The organism is Stenotrophomonas sp. Steno-C15 (genome assembly GCF_056393265.1).
The window spans coordinates 26940-43204 of sequence record NZ_JBWJPF010000005.1 but is presented as its reverse complement, the minus strand read 5'-3'; the positions used below and the strand labels follow the sequence as shown (position 1 = coordinate 43204).

Genomic DNA, 16265 nt, shown 5'->3' with positions numbered 1-16265 from the left:
ACATGCCCCTGACTGACCTCCTGGCGGCCGTGCAGACCCAGCTCTGCACGGCCACCGACCGCGACAGCGTCCTCAAGGCCGCGGCCGGGTTGCTGGCCTGCCGCCAGGCCAATGCCGAACAGATCTATCTGAACCTGTGCCAGCGTGAGGCGCTGGGCAGCACCGCGATCGGTTGCGGCATCGCCATTCCGCATGGCCGCGCGCCGACCCTGGACCGCCCACGCGGCGCCCTGCTGCGACTGGAGACCCCCGTCGACTTCGGGGGCGACGAGCCGGTCGACCTGGTGTTCGCGATGGCCGTTCCGGCCCACTACACCCATCAGCACCTGATGCTGCTGTCCGAACTGGCCGAACTGTTCTCCGCCCCCGCCATCCGCGAGGCGCTGCGCGCCGCCGGCGACGCGCGGGCACTGCGTCAGGCCCTGGATCTCACGCCCCCGGCGAGTGCCGCATGAATACCAGCATCACCGCACGCGAACTGTTCGAACAGCAGCGCGAACGCCTGGGCCTGCGCTGGGTGGCGGGAAAATCCGGCGAGAAGCGCGAGCTTGAGGCCGGCAACACCGTCTCCCGCCGGCCCTCGCTGGCGGGCTACCTCAATGCGATCTACCCCAACAAGGTGCAGATCCTGGGCACCGAGGAACTGTCCTGGCTGGACGCGCTGGAACCGCGCCAGCGCTGGGAGACGATCGAAAAGCTCATGCAGTCGCACCCGCTGGCGCTGGTGATTACCCGCAACCAGCCCTGTCCGGAAGACCTGCGCGCGGCCGCCGACGAGTCGGGCACGCCGCTGTGGGTATCTCCCAAGCGCGGCCACGAACTGCTCAATCATCTGTCCTACCACCTGGCACGCACGCTGGCGCCGCGCGTGATCCTGCACGGCGTGTTCATGGAGATCTACTCCATCGGCGTACTGATCACCGGCGAAGCCGGGTCGGGCAAGAGCGAGCTGGCGCTGGAACTGCTCAGCCGTGGCCACCGCCTGGTGGCCGATGATGCACCTGAATTCACCCAGATCGCGCCGGACGTGCTCGACGGCACCTGCCCGGAACTGCTGCAGGACCTGCTGGAAGTACGCGGCCTGGGCGTGCTGAACGTGCGCGAGATGTTCGGCGACACGGCTGTAAAGAAGAACAAGTACCTTCGGCTGATCGTCCACCTGACCAAGCCGATGACCGAGCCCACTCCGCATGGCTACGAACGCCTGACAGGCGATTCCGGTACCCGCCATGTGCTGGACCTGGACGTGCCGCTGATCACGCTGCCGGTGATGCCCGGCCGCAACCTAGCCGTGCTGACCGAGGCGGCCACCCGCCTGCATATCCTGCGGACCAAGGGCATCGACCCGGCCGCGATGTTCATCGCGCGCCACAGCAACCTGCTGGAACGGCGAACACCCTGATTTCCCTGGCCTTCGAAGAGTCTGTCCATGAGCACCGCTGCCCCCACCGCCCCGACCCTGATCATCGTCAGCGGCCTGTCCGGCTCGGGTAAATCCGTCGCCCTGAAGACGTTCGAGGACCAGGACTACTACTGCTCGGACAACCTGCCGATCCAGCTGCTGCCGGACTTCGTGCGCAGCCTGCTGGCCCACCATGACGGCGCCGCGCCGCGCCGGCTGGCGGTCGGCATCGACGTGCGCGGCCAGGCCGACCTGAGCCAGCTGGCCAACTGGCGGCAACTGGCCACCGATGCTGGCGTGGAAACCAAGGTGCTGTTCTTTGAAGCCAGCGACGAGGCGGTGCTCAAGCGCTATGCCGACACCCGTCGCCGCCATCCACTCAGCCAGCTCGGTCTGTCATTGCCGGAAGCGATCGCCCGCGAGCGCGAACTGATCGCACCGCTGCGCCAGGAGGCCGACGCGATCATCGACACCAGCGCGCTCAACGTGCACCAGCTGCGCCGCCGCATCATCACCGAGTTCACGCTGGACCACGCAACCCGCCTGTCGCTGCTGTTCGAATCGTTCGCCTACAAGCGTGGCGTGCCGGCCGAAGCGGATTTCGTCTTCGATGCGCGGGTGCTGCCCAATCCGCACTGGGATCCCGAGCTGCGTGCGCTCAGTGGCCGCGAGCCGGGCGTGCGCGACTACCTGGAAGCCCAGCCGGACGTGCAGTGCTACCTCGCACAGCTGATGGGTTTTCTCGACACCTGGCTGCCGAAGCTGGGCGACGGCACACGCAGCTACGTGACCGTGGCCTTCGGCTGCACCGGCGGCAAGCACCGCTCGGTCTATCTGGCCGAACGGATGGCCCGGCATGCCCGCGAAATGGGCTGGGAAGACGTGGCCACCTATCACCGCGAGCAGGATTGAGAGGCCCGGCCGGGGTGCGCCCGACCGCCCCGCGGAGAGGCGGGATGGGCCAGCAGGCGGGGGACGCTGAATACGGGACACAGTGCCCCTCATCTGCGGCTATCGCCAATTCACCTTGACCTGTTAACGTGCAGTAATGACCTGTGGCATTCTCCTCGTAACACATCCCGGGGTCGGCGCCGCCCTGCTTGACGTGGCGACCCGGCTCCTGCGGCAGCTGCCGTTGAAGACCGAAGCTTTCGAAGTACCGTTCGACGCAGACCTGGATGCTCTGCTCCCCCTCGCCTCGGCCGCGCTGCGGCGGGTTGATGGTGGAGAAGGCGTGCTGATCCTGACCGACCTGTACGGCGCCAGCCCCGCCAACCTTGCCGGGCAGCTGGCCCGGCTGGGGACCCCGGTTCGCCGGGTGTCGGCGCTGAGCCTGCCGATGTTGCTGCGGGTGATGAATTATCCGGAACAGGCACTGGATCAACTGCCCGCCACCGCTGCGGCGGGTACCCGTAATGGAGCGATAGTCGACGATGCTTGAACGAGAACTCACCGTCAGCAACCGCCTGGGCCTGCATGCCCGGGCCACCGCCAAGCTGGTGCAGACCCTGGCACCGTTCCGGTGCAACGTGACCATGGCTGCCAAGGGCCGCGAGATCAACGCCAAGAGCATCATGGGCGTGATGCTGCTCGCTGCCGGCCAGGGCACCCCGGTCACCGTGCGCATCAGTGGCGAAGACGAAGCCGCCGCGATGGACGCGGTGGTCGACCTGTTCGAACGCCGCTTCGACGAGGACAGCTGATCGTGCCGCGCGCCCGCGCCGGCCAGCTCCCTTCCGGCCAACGGCCGGTCCAGCTGCTGGCTGGTCATGGCGCTGCGCGGGGTTCGGCGATGGGGCGTGCACGCGTGCGCCTGCCGCATGCGCTGGACGTTGCCGAACAGCGCGTGGCACCGCAGCAGATCGAAACCGAGCTGACGCGCCTGCATCACGCCGTGGATGCCGCGCGCGCGGAGATGCATGAGCTTCGGCAGCGCCTGCACGGCGCACTGAACCAGGAAGTAGGCGAATTCCTCGATCTGCACGCGCTGCTGCTGGACGACCCGGAGCTGCTGTTCGGCCTGGATGAGCTGATCCGCAGCGGCCCGTACAGCGCCGGATACGCCCTGCGCCTGCAGCGCGACCGCCTGGCCAAGGTCTTCGATGGCATGGACGATGCCTACCTGAAGAGCCGCATGGACGATCTGGATCATGTGATCGGCCGCATTCACGCCTTCCTGCAGCCGGAGCGTGCGCCGGTGATGAAGGGGCTGGCCGGTGAGATCCTGGTCTGCGACAACATCGCGCCGTCCGAGCTGGCACAACTGCAGGCACAGGGCGTCGTGGGCATCGTCACCGCCGCCGGCAGCGCGCTGTCGCACAGCGCCATCCTCGCCCGCAGTCTGCACCTGCCACTGATCGTCAACGTTCCGCAGCTGCTCAGCCGCGTTGCCGATGGCGACGTGCTGATCGTCGATGGCGCCGACGGCAGCATCACCGTCAACCCGCAGGCCGACAACCTGCGTGACTATCGCGCACGACTGAAGGAACACGCCCGCGAGCAGCGGGAGCTCGGACGCCTGCGCAGCAAACCCAGCCGTACCCGCGACCAGGTCGACATCGCCCTGCTGGCCAACGCCGAATCGCTGGAGGACGTAACCCAGGCCCACGCCCTCGGCGCGCAGGGACTGGGTCTGTACCGCACGGAATTCCTGTTCCTGCAGCGCAACGAGCTGCCGGACGAGGAAGAACAGTTCCGGACCTACCGCGACGCCGCGCTGGGCATGAGCGGGCGGCCGGTGACCATCCGCACCCTCGATCTGGGTGCGGACAAAGCGGATCGTACCGGCCTGACCCTGAGCAACGAAGAGAACCCGGCGCTTGGCCTGCGGGGCGTGCGCCTGTCGCTGGCACGGCCGAAAGTGGCCGACACCCAGCTGCGGGCGATTCTGCGTGCCTCGGCCTATGGCAAGCTGCGGGTGCTGGTGCCCATGATCAGCACGCGAGAAGAGCTGCTGGCCGTGCGCCGGCGCATGCTCAAGCTGTCCGAACAACTGCGCGCGGAAGGGCACATGGTGGCCGACCACGTGCCGCTGGGGGCGATGATCGAAGTACCCGCCGCTGCTCTGGCGCTGGAGAGCTTCATCGACCTGGTCGACTTCCTGTCGATCGGCACCAATGACCTGGTGCAGTACCTGCTCGCGGCCGACCGCAACAACGAGGCGCTGGGCGAACTCTACTCGCCGCTGCACCCGGCGGTGCTGCGCCTGCTGCAGATGGTGATCGAGACCGGCGCACGCCATCGTGTGCCGGTGGCGGTGTGCGGCGAGATCGCGGGGGACGCACGCATGGCGCCGCTGCTGCTGGCACTGGGCCTGACCGAGTTCAGCCTGCATCCGGGCACGCTGCTGGAAGTCCGCCGCGCGATCCGCGAGGCCGACCTGGCATCCCTGCGCGCCCGCGCTCCGAAGCTGCTGGCCGCGCGGGACCGTCGCGGCATCGAGCGCTGGCTGGCACTGGTGGCCGATACGCCCTGACGGCCGCGCTGCGCGCTCGCCGGGCCATGCCCGGCGGAATTCATGGACCCCGCTGGCCGCAGACACCGGGGTATGCGTTGAAACATCCCCTTGCGATAATGACGCGCTGAACACCCTTGTTGCCGCATCCTTGCCAGGATCGCGGCTTTTCTTATCCCGCGGGAGCTGCGATGGCTGAAGCTGTACGCCACGACAAGACTGCGCGCCAACTGCGGATGCTGTCCGATGCACTGGACAGTGGCCGGCTGGGACCGGTGCGTCGCCTGGTCAATACTCTGGCCCCCGCCGAGATCGGCAACCTGCTCGAATCGCTGCCGCCGGGAAAGCGCGAAGTCGTGTGGGGCCTGGTCGATCCGGAAGATGACGGCGAGGTGCTGGTCCACGTCGGCGACGACGTGCGCGAGAGCCTGCTCGCGGACATGGACCCGGACGAGATCATCGCCGCGGTCGAAGACCTGGACATCGACGACCTGGCCGATCTGGTCGAGGACCTGCCGGACACGGTCATCGACGAAGTCCTCAAGTCGATGGACCGCGAGAACCGCGAGCGCCTCGAGCAGGTCCTGTCCTACCCCGAGGACAGCGCTGGCCGCCTGATGAACCCGGACGTGGTGACCGTGCGCGCCGACGTCAACGTCGACGTGGTGCTGCGCTACCTGCGCCTGCGCGGCGAACTTCCGGACCATACCGACCACCTGTTCGTGGTCAGCCGCCGCCATCAGTATCTTGGCCGTGTCTCGCTTGCAGCGCTGGTCACCCATGAAGACACCACGCCGATCAACCGGTTGATCGACGACGAACAGCCGGCGATCGATGTCGGCGAGAGCGACCAGGAGGTCGCCCGCCAGTTCTCCGACCATGACTGGATTTCCGCGCCGGTGGTGGACGACAACAACATTCTGGTCGGCCGCATCACCATCGATGACGTGGTCGACATCATCCGTGGCCAGGCCGAGCACCAGGCGCTGGGCGCCGCCGGCCTGGACGAGGACGAGGATCTGTTCAGCCCGGTGTGGCGCGCGATGCGCCGTCGCCTGATGTGGCTGTCGGTGAACCTGTGTACCGCCTTCCTCGCCTCCAGCGTGGTCGGTCACTTCGAAGGCACGATCGACAAGCTGGTGGCGCTGGCGGTGCTCATGCCCATCGTCGCCGGCCTCGGCGGCAACGCAGGCACGCAGGTGCTGGCGTTGATGGTGCGCGGCCTGGCGCTGGGCCAGGTGGGCGCATCCAATGCACGCACCCTGCTGTGGAAGGAAGTGCGGGTGGCACTGCTCAACGGCCTGTTGCTGGGTTCCGTGCTGGGCCTGATCGTGCTGGCCTGGTTCCATTCGCCGGGGTTGTCGGCGGTGATCGCCATCGCGCTGACCTTCAACCTGCTGTTCGCCGCGCTGGCCGGTGTGCTGGTGCCGCTGACCCTGAAACGTTTCGGCTTCGATCCGGCCTTGGCCAGCGGTATTTTCCTGACCGCCGTGACCGATTCGATGGGCTTCTTCACCTTCCTCGGCCTGGCCACCCTGGTGCTGCTGCACTGACCGACCTGCGCCCTGCCGCCGGTCGGGGCGCGGGGCCCATTCCCACTGGAACACCCCATGGCAACCACGATCGAAAACTACTTCCAGCCGGGTTGGCGCGACCAGTTGCATACCTGTGCCGCGTGCGAATGGAAGGGCAGTTCGCGGGCAATGGTGATGGAGCTGGACGAGGATGCCACCGAGTACGACTGCCCGGTGTGCGAGAACCCGCTGCTGGTGGTGCTGCACCCGGATCTGGCACAGGTACGGGCCGCCGCCGCCGAAGGCAACGCTGAAGCGCAGGAGCAGCTGGACATCGTCGCCAGCGCCCCCCGGCCCGAGTGACGCGCTGCACGATGCTGGCCAGGCGCGACTGGACTACCATGAAAACGATTCCAGATCAGGAAACGCGCTCATGGTTCGTCTGCTTGCACGCTGGTTGCCGCTGCTGCTGGTCCTGATGGTAGGAGGCTGCGCCAGCACCGCCGAACGGACGCACGGACGCTTCGAGGCGCGTGCGGTGAAGGTGGATGGCCGGACGGCCTATTACCAGGTGTTCATTCCCGCGGGCCTGCAGCCGCGTGGTCCGGCGCAGCAGGGTGCCGCGCCGGTCGATGTGCCCGTCATCCTGTTCCTGCACGGCTCTGGCGAGCGTGGCGGCGATGGCGTGAAGCAGACTCACGCCGGGCTCGGCCCCTACCTGCGCGACCACCGCGACTTCCCGGCGCTGGTGGTGTTCCCACAGGTTCCCGGGCACGAGGAATGGAGCGGCCGCAACAACCGGGTGGCCCTGGCCGCACTCGACGCCACCCTCGCCGAGTTCGGTGCCGACCCGGCCCGGCAGTACCTGACCGGCATGTCGATGGGCGGCTACGGCAGCTGGAACATCGCACTGGATGACCCGCGCCGTTTCGCGGCGATCGTGCCGGTCTGCGGCGCGGTGCTGGCCCCCCGCGCGGTGCGGCCGACCCTGTTCGTGGAGCAGGTCGCCAACGAAGCCGATCCGTATGCCGCGATTGCACAGCGCCTGCGGCACACGCCGATCTGGATCTTCCATGGTGCGCTTGACGATGTGGTGCCACCAGACGACGACCGCCGCCTGCACGCCGCGTTCCAGGCCACCGGCGCCGCCGACGTACGCTACACCGAGTATCCGCAAGGTAACCACAACGCCTGGGATGCCACCTACGCCGACCCGGCAATGTGGGCGTGGTTGTTCGCGCAGAAGCGCTGAGCCATAGCTTCGGTAGTTGCCAACCTTGGTTGGCACTGGCCTACCTGAAACCAACCCATTCCCCGATGTTCACTGGAAGCAGGCCCGTCCATGCTTGCTCCATGCAGAACACACGTCTCCTGCTCGGTCGTCGCTCCAGCATCGGCCTCAGCTATATCCTCAACACCGTCGTCCATGACCGCGCGCCGCTCTTCACCAACGCCGCAGCGGCCGCCTTGGCAGTCCGCGAATTCCAGCGACTGGATCAGGAAGGCTTCACCCGCTCGATTGCGTACGTGGTCATGCCCGACCACATCCACTGGCTGGTCGAACTACGTGCGGGAACGCTGGAAACCGTCATGAAGCGTTTCAAGTCGCGCACCGCCCAGCAGGTAAACCGGTTGCTGGGGCGAGTCGGGCGCTTCTGGCAGGCCTGCTATCACGATCATGCGATCCGCTCTGACGAATCGTTGCACCGGCATGCGATGTATCTGATGGGAAATCCGATCAGGGCCGGGCTGACGACGCGGCTTGGGCAATATCCCCATGCATGGTGCGAATGGGAGCTTGGCGCTTCGTGTGATCCGCTCGACAACTTGGGCGCGGATGGATAGTGCCAACCAAGGTTGGCATCTACCAGAGCGGTGCGCGGACAAGCCGCGCGGTAAGTGTGTCAACCAAGGCTGACACCTACCAGAGCGGGTGGTCAGCCCAGCAGGGTTTCCAGCACGGCCATGCGCACGGCGACGCCGTTGGCGACCTGGCGCAGCACCCACGACTGTGGGCCATCGGCCACATCGTCGGTCACTTCCACGCCGCGGTTGATCGGGCCGGGGTGCAGCACCGCGGCGTCCTTGCCGGCGCGGGCCAGGCGTTCGCGGGTCAGGCCGTACTGGTCGTGATACTGCTCCAGCGACGGCACCAGCCCTTCTTCCATGCGCTCGCGCTGCAGGCGCAGCATCATCAGTGCGTCGACCCCTTCCAGCATCGCGTCGAAATCCTCGCCCACCACGCAGCCCTTCAGGGTTTCGTCGTCCGGCAGCAGCGACTGCGGGCCACACACGCGGATCTCGCCCACGCCCAGCGTGCGCAGTGCGTGCAGGTCGGTGCGGGCGACGCGCGAGTGCTTCACGTCGCCGACGATCAACACCTTCAGCTTCGAGAAATCCGGGCCCTTGGCCTGGCGCAGGGTCAGCATGTCCAGCAGGCCCTGGGTGGGGTGCGAACTGCGTCCATCGCCGGCGTTGACGAGGGCGGTGCCCTCGCCCGCCGCTTCGGCCAGTGCCGCCACGGCACCATCATCGGGATGGCGCACCACGAAACCGCGCACGCCCATCGCTTCCAGGTTGCGCAGCGTGTCGCAGGCGGTTTCGCCCTTGCGCGTGGACGAGGTCGACGCATCGAAGTTCAGCACGTCGGCGCCCAGGCGCTGCGCGGCCAGCTGGAACGAACTGCGCGTGCGGGTGGACGGTTCGAAGAACAGCGTGCACACCGCGGAACCGGCCAGCACGTGCCGCTTGTTGCCGACGCGGCCGACCGCCGCGTCGCGGATCTGCCCCGCGCGGTCGAGCAGCTGCAGCAGGGTGTCGCGGGGCAGGCCCTCAAGAGTCAGCAGGTGGCGCAGGCGGCCGGAGGCATCGAGTTGCTGGGCGGTCATGGCGGGAATCGTGCAGTCAGGGAATGGGAGTGGCGTCGTCCGGCGAGGACAGCCAGCGGTCGATGATCACCGCCGCAGCCACCGCATCAAGCGCGGCCGCATCACGGCGGCGCTTGCGCCCTTCGGCGCGCTCGACGGCGAAGCGGCGGGCGGCTTCCACCGAGCTTGAGCGCTCGTCGATCATCACCACCGGCAGCTTGAATCGTTCCCGCAGCTGGCGGGCGAAGCCCTGCGCGCGCTTGCGGTTGGGTTGGTCCTGGCCGTCGAGCGTCAACGGATCGCCGACCACCAGGCCATCGGGCTTCCATTCCTTGATGAGGCGTTCGATCGCCGCCCAGTCCGGGCCGTTGCCGTGCACGTCGACCACGGCCACGGCACGCGCGTGCGCGGCGAAGGCACTGCCGATGGCCACACCGATCCGTCGCGCGCCGACATCGAAGCCGAGCACGGTGCCATCGCGACGGAGGGCGGCCGGCTCAGACATGGCCGCTGTAATCGGTGAGCCGGAACAGATCCACGCCGATGCGCGAGGCCGCGCCCTGCCAGCGCTGCTCCAGCGGCAGCTGGAACACCAGTTCGGCGTCGGCCGGCACGGTCAGCCAGCTGTTCTCGGAAAGCTCGCTTTCCAGCTGCCCAGCGCCCCATCCGGCGCAGCCAAGGGTCACCACGGCATTGGCCGGGCCTTCGCCGCGGGCCATTGCTTCGAGAATGTCGCGCGACGTGGTCAGGTACAGGCCTTCGCCCACCGTCAGGCTGGAATCCCAGGGCCGCGCATCGTCGTGGATGACGAACCCGCGCTCGGGATGTACCGGCCCGCCGTTGAGCACCATGCGCGCCTGCAGGTCGCCATCGCTGGTGGCGATGTCCATCTGCGACAGCACCTCGCCCAGCGTGTACTCGGACGGCTGGTTGACCAGCACGCCCATCGCCCCGTTCTCGTCGTGCTGGCAGATCAGCGCGACGCTGCGGGCAAAGGTCGCGTCGCGCAGCGACGGCAGCGCGACGAGCAGGTGATCGGCAAGGGAAGTGGGAGTTGCGGGCATGCCGCCATTCTAGCCGCTGGCCGCCCCCGATGCCTGCACCTGCCGGTCACGGCGCGCATAATGACCACCCCGTACCGCAGGAGTTCGCCTTGTCCGGATATTGCCTGATCGCCCCCGGCCACCCGGTGCACGACTACTACCACGCGCACGAGTACGGCTTCCCGCAGCGCGACGAACGCGAGCTGTTCGAGCGGCTGGTGCTGGAGATCAACCAGGCCGGCCTGAGCTGGGAGACCATCCTGAAGAAGCGGGAAGGATTCCGCGCGGCCTACGATGCCTTCGACGTGGACCGGGTCGCGGCCTATGCCGAGCAGGACATCGAGCGCCTGCTCTCGGACCCGGGCATCATCCGCAATCGCCTGAAGGTGCTTGCCGCGATCCACAACGCACAGGTGATCCAGCAGCTGCGTGCGGACCACGGCAGCTTCGCCGCCTGGCTGGACGCGCATCACCCACGCAGCAAGGCTGACTGGGTGAAGCTGTTCAAGAAGACCTTCCGCTTCACCGGCGGCGAGATCACCGGCGAGTTCCTGATGAGCCTGGGCTACCTGCCGGGTGCGCACGCCGCAGACTGCCCGGTGCATGCGCGGCTGCTGAAGCTGTCACCGCCCTGGCTGCAGGCCGTCGCCCGCTGAACTGCATCCGCCGGGCATGGCCCGGCGAACGCGGAAGGCGCGCTTACACGCCCATGTAACGGCCGGGCCGGTGGTTGAACATCAGCACCAGGCTGAGCACCACCGCGCCGATCGCCGAATACATCACCTTGGACGGCGAAAGCACGAAGAACGCGGCGATCATCAGACAGGCATCGTAGGACATCTGCACCTTGCCGGCGCTCCAGCCACGGGTGCGCTGCAGGTAGACCGCCAGGATGCCAATGCCGCCCAGGCTGGCGCGGTGGCGGATGAAGAACAGGATGCCCAGCCCCGACAGCGCGCCGCCGACGATCGCCGAGTACAGCGGATGGATGTGCGAGAAATCGATCCAGTGCGGCAGCAGATCGGTCAGTACGCCGCAGGCGGTAACCGCGGCAAAGGTCTTCAGGGTGAACTCCCAGCCCATGCGCCGCAGCGCCACCCAGTAGAAGGGCAGATTGACCAGCACGAACACCAGCCCGAAGTTCCAGCCCATGGAGTAGTGCAGCAGGAAGGCCATGCCGGCCATGCCGCCGATCATCAGCCCGCCCTTGGCAAAGATGGCCAGGCCCAGCGAGGCCACCATCGTCGCCAGCACCATGCCCTGCACGTCCTCGGCCACCGAGTGGCGCAGCGCTTTCTCGTCGGCGGTGGTACCGGCGCTGTCCGGCGGCGGAGTCAACGGACCGGCGGTGACCAGGTGGCCGTCAGCGTCGTCGCACGGCGCGGGGCCATGGGAAGGATGGGACATGCGGGTGGGGGGACAGCGGGGGGAGGCGGTATTAGACACGATCCGCATGACAGTTGCAGATGAAATCGTTCAGCTGGATGCGCCGCCCTGCCTGAGGGCTCCCCGGAAAGCATCAGCCCGTGCGGCAGCGGGCAGCGGCGGCGCCGTATCATTCCCGCATGCCGCGCGAAAACCTCAACGACCTGCAGGCCTTTGTCCTCGTCGCCCGCGAGGGCAGCTTCACCCGCGCGGCCGCCCAGCTGGGTGTCTCGCAGTCCGCGCTCAGCCATGCCATGCGCGGCCTCGAAGAGCGGCTCGGGGTGCGCCTGCTGACCCGAACCACCCGCAGCGTCTCCACCACCGAGGCTGGCGCCCGCCTGCTCGCCACGCTGGCACCACGCCTGGCCGAGATCGAGCACGAACTGGCCGCGTTGGCCGAGTACCGCGACCGCCCCGCCGGGACCATCCGCATCAACGCCACCGGCCACGCCGCTGAGTATCTGGCGTGGCCGCGGCTGGCCCCCCTGCTGCAGCGCTTCCCCGACCTGAAGATCGAATTGACCACCGACTATGGCCTGGCCGACATCGTCGCCGAGCGCTATGACATCGGCATCCGCCTCGGCGAGCGCCTGGCACGCGACATGATCGCCGTGCCCATCAGCCCGCCGCTGCGGATGCGCGTGGTCGGTGCCCCGGGTTACTTCCGTCAGCACGCCGCCCCCGCGCATCCGCACGACCTGGCCAGCCACAACTGCATCACCCTGCGCCTGCCCACCCATGGCGGACTGATGCCATGGGACTTCGGCCAGGATGGCCACGAACTGAGCGTTCGCGTGAGCGGGCAGTGGACCTTCAACACGATGGGCATGACCCGCAGCGCGGCACTGGCCGGCAGCGGGCTGGCCTGGCTGCCGGAAGACCAGGTCCTGTCGATGCTGGACGATGGGCGCCTGCAATCGGTGCTGGACGACTGGTGCCCGCCGTTCGATGGCTACTACGCGTACTACCCCTCGCGCCACCACGTGACCCTGGCGATGCGCACGGTGCTCGATGCCCTGCGCGGGCCGATGATGGACCGATGAGTGCGGGCCCAAGGCCCGCACCCACCACGATCAGCCCTTGACCTGCGCCGCACGCTGGGCGTTGTAGCGCTCGCCGACGATCGACACTTCATCCAGCGCCTGCGCGATGCGCTGCCGTTCTTCGCTCGACAGCCGCAGGTCCACCGCTCCCAGGTTCTCTTCCAGGCGATGCACCTTGGTGGTACCCGGAATCGGCACGATCCAGTCCGCCTGCGCCAGCAGCCAGGCCAATGCCACCTGTGCAGGGGTGGCACCGCGGGCGGCGGCAATGGCGCCGATCCGGTCCACCAGCGCCTGGTTCGCCCGGCGCGCTTCGACTTCAAACCGCGGCACGGTGTTGCGGAAGTCGTCGGCCTCGAACGTGGTATCTGCATTGATCGTACCGGTCAGGAAGCCCCGGCCCAGCGGACTGAACGGTACGAAGCCGATGCCCAGCTCCTGCAGGGTCGGCAGCAGTTCGCGCTCCGGCTCGCGCCACCACAGCGAGTACTCGCTCTGCACCGCAGCCACCGGCTGCACGGCATGTGCGCGGCGCACGGTGGCGGCACTCGCTTCGGAGAGCCCGAAGTGGCCGACCTTGCCTTCGGCAATCAGGTCGCGCACGGTACCGGCGACGTCCTCGATCGGCACGTTGGGATCGACACGGTGCTGGTAGAACAGATCGATGTGGTCGGTACGCAGGCGCTTGAGGCTGGCTTCGGCCACGGCACGGATGTTCTCCGGGCGGCTGTCCAGCCCGGTATCGGCCTGGGCATTGCGGAAACCGAACTTGGTGGCGATCACCAGCCGGTCCCGATGCGGCGCCAGCGCCCTGCCCAGCAGTGCCTCGTTGGTGTACGGGCCATACACCTCGGCCGTGTCGAAGAAGGTGACCCCGCGCTCAACGGCTGCGTGCAGCAGCGCGACGCCCTGCTCCAGTTCCACGGGCTTGCCGTAGCTGTGGCTCAGGCCCATGCAGCCCAGGCCGAGGGCGGAAACCTTCAGGCCGCTGCGGCCGAGTTCACGTGTCTGCATTGTCATGCTCCAGAGGGGGAGCGCTGACGATACGCCTGCGGCCTCATCGGATTGAACCGGCTGCGCCGCAGTCGGTCATGACTGGATTTCATGAATCCGGCCGTCCCGGTGATCTTCCGCGGCGCCGGGCGACGCCCGGCTGCCGTCCTCTGCTGCTTCAGCGGATCTCGGAGATTTCCACGCCGTCCAGGCCCTGCGACAGGGTGCGCGCGTCACCGCCCTGGCTCAGCTTGATGCGCAGCCGCACTTCGTTCTGCGAATCGGCGTACCGCAGCGCATCCTCGTAGCTGATCTCACCGGCCTGGTACAACTCGAACAGGCTCTGGTCGAAGGTCTTCATGCCCAACTGGACCGATTCCTTCATCACTTCCTTCAGCTTGTGGATCTCGCCGTCGCGGATGTAGTCCTGCACCAGCGGCGTGCCCAGCAGGATCTCCATCGCAACCTTGCGCGAGCGGCCATCCGGGGACGGCACCAGCTGCTGAGCGACCACGCCCTTGAGGTTCAGCGACAGGTCCATCAGCAGCTGGTTGCGGCGGTCTTCCGGGAAGAAGTTGATGATGCGGTCCATCGCCTGGTTGGCGTTGTTGGCGTGCAGGGTCGCCAGCACCAGGTGGCCGGTTTCGGCGAAGGCGATGGCGTGGTCCATGCCTTCGCGGGTACGCACCTCACCAATCATGATCACGTCCGGCGCCTGGCGCAGCGTGTTCTTCAGCGCGGCCTCCCAGCTGTCGGTATCGATGCCCACTTCGCGCTGGGTGATGATGCAGCCCTCGTGCTTGTGCACGAACTCGATCGGATCCTCGATGGTGATGATGTGGCCGGTGGAATTCTGGTTGCGATAACCGATCATCGCTGCCAGCGACGTCGACTTGCCGGTACCGGTCGCACCGACGAACAGGATGATGCCGCGCTTGGTCATCGCCAGCGTCTTGATGATCGGCGGCAGGCTCAGTTCTTCCACGGTCGGGATGCGCGTCTCGATGCGACGCAGCACCATGCCCACCTGGTTGCGCTGATAGAAGCAGCTCACGCGGAAACGGCCGACACCGGACAGGCCGATGGCGAAGTTGCATTCGTGGGTCTTCTCGAACTCTTCGCGCTGTGCCGGCGTCATCACGTTCAGCACCAGGTCGCGGCTCTGCTGCGGCGTCAGGGGTGTCTGCGTGATCGGCGCGATCTTGCCATTGACCTTCATCGCCGGCGGCATGCCTGCGGTGATGAACAGGTCCGAGGCGCGCTGGTGCGCCATCAGCTTGAGGAAGGAGGTGAAATCGATGGTGGTGGCGGTGGTGTTCACGGCAGGCTCCCAGGAGGCATGTGCCAGGCTTCAGTCGATGGTCGGAACATCGCGGAGTCGCCGGCGCGGTCGCGCGCCGGGGCCCGCTTCTGCCTTGCCTTACTCGAACAGTCGCTTGTCCTTGGCGTACTCGCGCGCCTGGTTGCGGGTGATCAGGCTGCGCTTGACCAGGTCCTGCAGGTGCTGGTCGAGCGTCATCATGCCCTGCTGCTGACCGGTCTGGATCGCCGAGTACATCTGCGCCACCTTGTCTTCGCGGATCAGATTGCGGATGGCCGGCGTGCCCACCATGATCTCCCACGCTGCGGTACGGCCGCCGCCCACCTTCTTCAACAGTGCCTGCGAGATCACCGCGCGCAGCGACTCGGACAGCATCGAGCGCACCATCGGCTTCTCGCCGGCCGGGAACACGTCGATGATGCGGTCGATGGTCTTGGCCGCCGAACTGGTGTGCAGGGTGCCGAACACCAGGTGGCCGGTCTCCGCGGCGGTCAGTGCCAGGCGGATGGTTTCCAGGTCGCGCAGTTCGCCGACCAGGATGATGTCCGGGTCTTCTCGCAGTGCCGAGCGCAGTGCCTCGTTGAAGCCATGCGTATCACGGTGTACTTCGCGCTGGTTGATCAGGCACTTCTGCGAGGTGTGCACGAACTCGATCGGATCCTCGACAGTGAGGATGTGGCCGTATTCGCTCTTGTTGATGTAGTCGATCATCGCGGCCAGCGTGGTCGATTTGCCCGAACCGGTCGGGCCGGTCACCAGGATCAGGCCCTGCGGCTGCTGGATCAGTTCGCGGAAGATCGGCGGGCAGGCCAGATCCTCCAGCGTCAGAACCTCCGACGGAATGGTACGGAACACCGCGCCCGCACCCCGGTTCTGGTTGAACGCATTCACGCGGAAACGTGCCAGCGACGGGATCTCGAACGAGAAGTCCACTTCGAGGAATTCCTCGTAGTCGCGGCGCTGCTTGTCGGACATGATGTCGTACACCAGCGCATGGACCTGCTTGTGGTCCAGTGCCGGGATGTTGATGCGGCGAACGTCGCCGTCCACGCGGATCATCGGCGGCAGGCCTGCGGACAGGTGCAGGTCGGACGCTTTGTTCTTTACGGAAAACGCCAACAGCTCGGCGATATCCATGAGCGGCTACTCCCCAATAACGGCTTCGACTGGAAGGATCTTTCCCCGGGCGGCAGTATAGCCTCC

Annotated in this window: 19 protein-coding genes; 12 read left to right on the top strand and 7 right to left on the bottom strand. The window is 67.1% G+C overall.

The window, feature by feature from the left end:
* Positions 1 to 2 precede the first annotated feature (2 nt).
* From AC06FB_RS06115 to AC06FB_RS06070, 10 genes are all read left to right on the top strand, one after another.
* On the top strand, positions 3 to 455 hold the full coding sequence (locus AC06FB_RS06115; protein WP_053519416.1) for a PTS sugar transporter subunit IIA: 453 nt from the start codon (positions 3 to 5) through the stop codon (positions 453 to 455).
* Positions 452 to 1402, top strand: a complete 951-nt coding sequence (hprK, locus tag AC06FB_RS06110; RefSeq protein ID WP_053519415.1) for an HPr(Ser) kinase/phosphatase — start codon at positions 452 to 454, stop codon at positions 1400 to 1402. Before AC06FB_RS06115 ends, hprK begins: the two co-directional genes overlap by 4 nt.
* A gap of 27 nt (positions 1403 to 1429) precedes the next feature.
* Entirely contained in the window at positions 1430 to 2314 is an 885-nt protein-coding gene (gene rapZ, locus AC06FB_RS06105; RefSeq protein ID WP_053519414.1) for an RNase adapter RapZ, read from the top strand.
* Positions 2315 to 2450: 136 nt separating this feature from the next.
* The gene (locus AC06FB_RS06100; RefSeq protein WP_065174531.1) at positions 2451 to 2843 is read left to right on the top strand and encodes a PTS sugar transporter subunit IIA; all 393 of its coding nucleotides are present in this window, start codon (positions 2451 to 2453) and stop codon (positions 2841 to 2843) included.
* Complete coding sequence (locus AC06FB_RS06095; protein WP_053519412.1) at positions 2836 to 3105, top strand: HPr family phosphocarrier protein; 270 nt, start codon at positions 2836 to 2838, stop codon at positions 3103 to 3105. Before AC06FB_RS06100 ends, AC06FB_RS06095 begins: the two co-directional genes overlap by 8 nt.
* 2 nt (positions 3106 to 3107) lie before the next feature.
* Positions 3108 to 4877, top strand: a complete 1770-nt coding sequence (gene ptsP / locus AC06FB_RS06090) for a phosphoenolpyruvate--protein phosphotransferase (protein ID WP_065174530.1) — start codon at positions 3108 to 3110, stop codon at positions 4875 to 4877.
* A gap of 170 nt (positions 4878 to 5047) precedes the next feature.
* Positions 5048 to 6409, top strand: a complete 1362-nt coding sequence (gene mgtE, locus AC06FB_RS06085; protein WP_053519410.1) for a magnesium transporter — start codon at positions 5048 to 5050, stop codon at positions 6407 to 6409.
* A 57-nt stretch (positions 6410 to 6466) separates the two neighbouring features.
* Entirely contained in the window at positions 6467 to 6733 is a 267-nt protein-coding gene (locus AC06FB_RS06080) for a hypothetical protein (RefSeq protein ID WP_053519409.1), read from the top strand.
* Between the two features lie 70 nt (positions 6734 to 6803).
* Positions 6804 to 7622, top strand: coding sequence for a carboxylesterase family protein (locus AC06FB_RS06075; protein ID WP_197600954.1), 819 nt, complete (start codon positions 6804 to 6806; stop codon positions 7620 to 7622).
* Positions 7623 to 7723: 101 nt separating this feature from the next.
* Positions 7724 to 8215 (top strand): REP-associated tyrosine transposase, encoded by a 492-nt coding sequence (locus AC06FB_RS06070; RefSeq protein WP_461288966.1) that lies wholly within the window; start codon positions 7724 to 7726, stop codon positions 8213 to 8215.
* A gap of 92 nt (positions 8216 to 8307) precedes the next feature.
* Here the strand turns inward: AC06FB_RS06070 and AC06FB_RS06065 are convergent, their stop codons facing one another.
* From AC06FB_RS06065 to AC06FB_RS06055, 3 genes are read right to left on the bottom strand one after another with little or no spacing between them, the layout of a single operon-like run.
* Positions 8308 to 9258 carry an aspartate carbamoyltransferase catalytic subunit gene (locus AC06FB_RS06065; protein WP_065174526.1) on the bottom strand — a complete coding sequence of 317 codons (951 nt, stop codon included), beginning with the start codon at positions 9256 to 9258 and terminating at the stop codon, positions 8308 to 8310.
* A gap of 16 nt (positions 9259 to 9274) precedes the next feature.
* Positions 9275 to 9742, bottom strand: coding sequence for a Holliday junction resolvase RuvX (ruvX, locus tag AC06FB_RS06060; protein ID WP_053519401.1), 468 nt, complete (start codon positions 9740 to 9742; stop codon positions 9275 to 9277).
* Positions 9735 to 10301 (bottom strand): YqgE/AlgH family protein, encoded by a 567-nt coding sequence (locus tag AC06FB_RS06055; RefSeq protein WP_461288967.1) that lies wholly within the window; start codon positions 10299 to 10301, stop codon positions 9735 to 9737. The genes ruvX and AC06FB_RS06055 overlap by 8 nt, the downstream gene beginning before the upstream one ends.
* Positions 10302 to 10390: 89 nt before the next feature.
* Here AC06FB_RS06055 and AC06FB_RS06050 point away from each other — a divergent pair, with 89 nt between their 5' ends.
* The gene (locus tag AC06FB_RS06050; protein WP_053519397.1) at positions 10391 to 10936 is read left to right on the top strand and encodes a DNA-3-methyladenine glycosylase I; all 546 of its coding nucleotides are present in this window, start codon (positions 10391 to 10393) and stop codon (positions 10934 to 10936) included.
* A gap of 43 nt (positions 10937 to 10979) precedes the next feature.
* Here the strand turns inward: AC06FB_RS06050 and AC06FB_RS06045 are convergent, their stop codons facing one another.
* A complete protein-coding gene (locus AC06FB_RS06045) occupies positions 10980 to 11687 on the bottom strand; it encodes a YitT family protein (RefSeq protein ID WP_263177737.1) in 708 nt (235 codons plus the stop codon).
* Positions 11688 to 11845: 158 nt separating this feature from the next.
* On the opposite strand from AC06FB_RS06045, the gene AC06FB_RS06040 reads away from it, so the two are divergent.
* Positions 11846 to 12748 (top strand): LysR family transcriptional regulator, encoded by a 903-nt coding sequence (locus AC06FB_RS06040; protein ID WP_461288968.1) that lies wholly within the window; start codon positions 11846 to 11848, stop codon positions 12746 to 12748.
* Positions 12749 to 12778: 30 nt separating this feature from the next.
* Here AC06FB_RS06040 and AC06FB_RS06035 read toward each other — a convergent pair whose 3' ends face one another.
* From AC06FB_RS06035 to AC06FB_RS06025, 3 genes are all read right to left on the bottom strand, one after another.
* Positions 12779 to 13762: an aldo/keto reductase gene (locus AC06FB_RS06035; protein WP_461288969.1), complete on the bottom strand. Its 984-nt coding sequence runs from the start codon at positions 13760 to 13762 to the stop codon at positions 12779 to 12781.
* A gap of 157 nt (positions 13763 to 13919) precedes the next feature.
* Complete coding sequence (locus tag AC06FB_RS06030; protein WP_074900446.1) at positions 13920 to 15062, bottom strand: PilT/PilU family type 4a pilus ATPase; 1143 nt, start codon at positions 15060 to 15062, stop codon at positions 13920 to 13922.
* 99 nt (positions 15063 to 15161) lie between these two features.
* Positions 15162 to 16199 (bottom strand): type IV pilus twitching motility protein PilT, encoded by a 1038-nt coding sequence (locus tag AC06FB_RS06025; RefSeq protein WP_053519259.1) that lies wholly within the window; start codon positions 16197 to 16199, stop codon positions 15162 to 15164.
* Between the last annotated feature and the right edge of the window lie 66 nt (positions 16200 to 16265).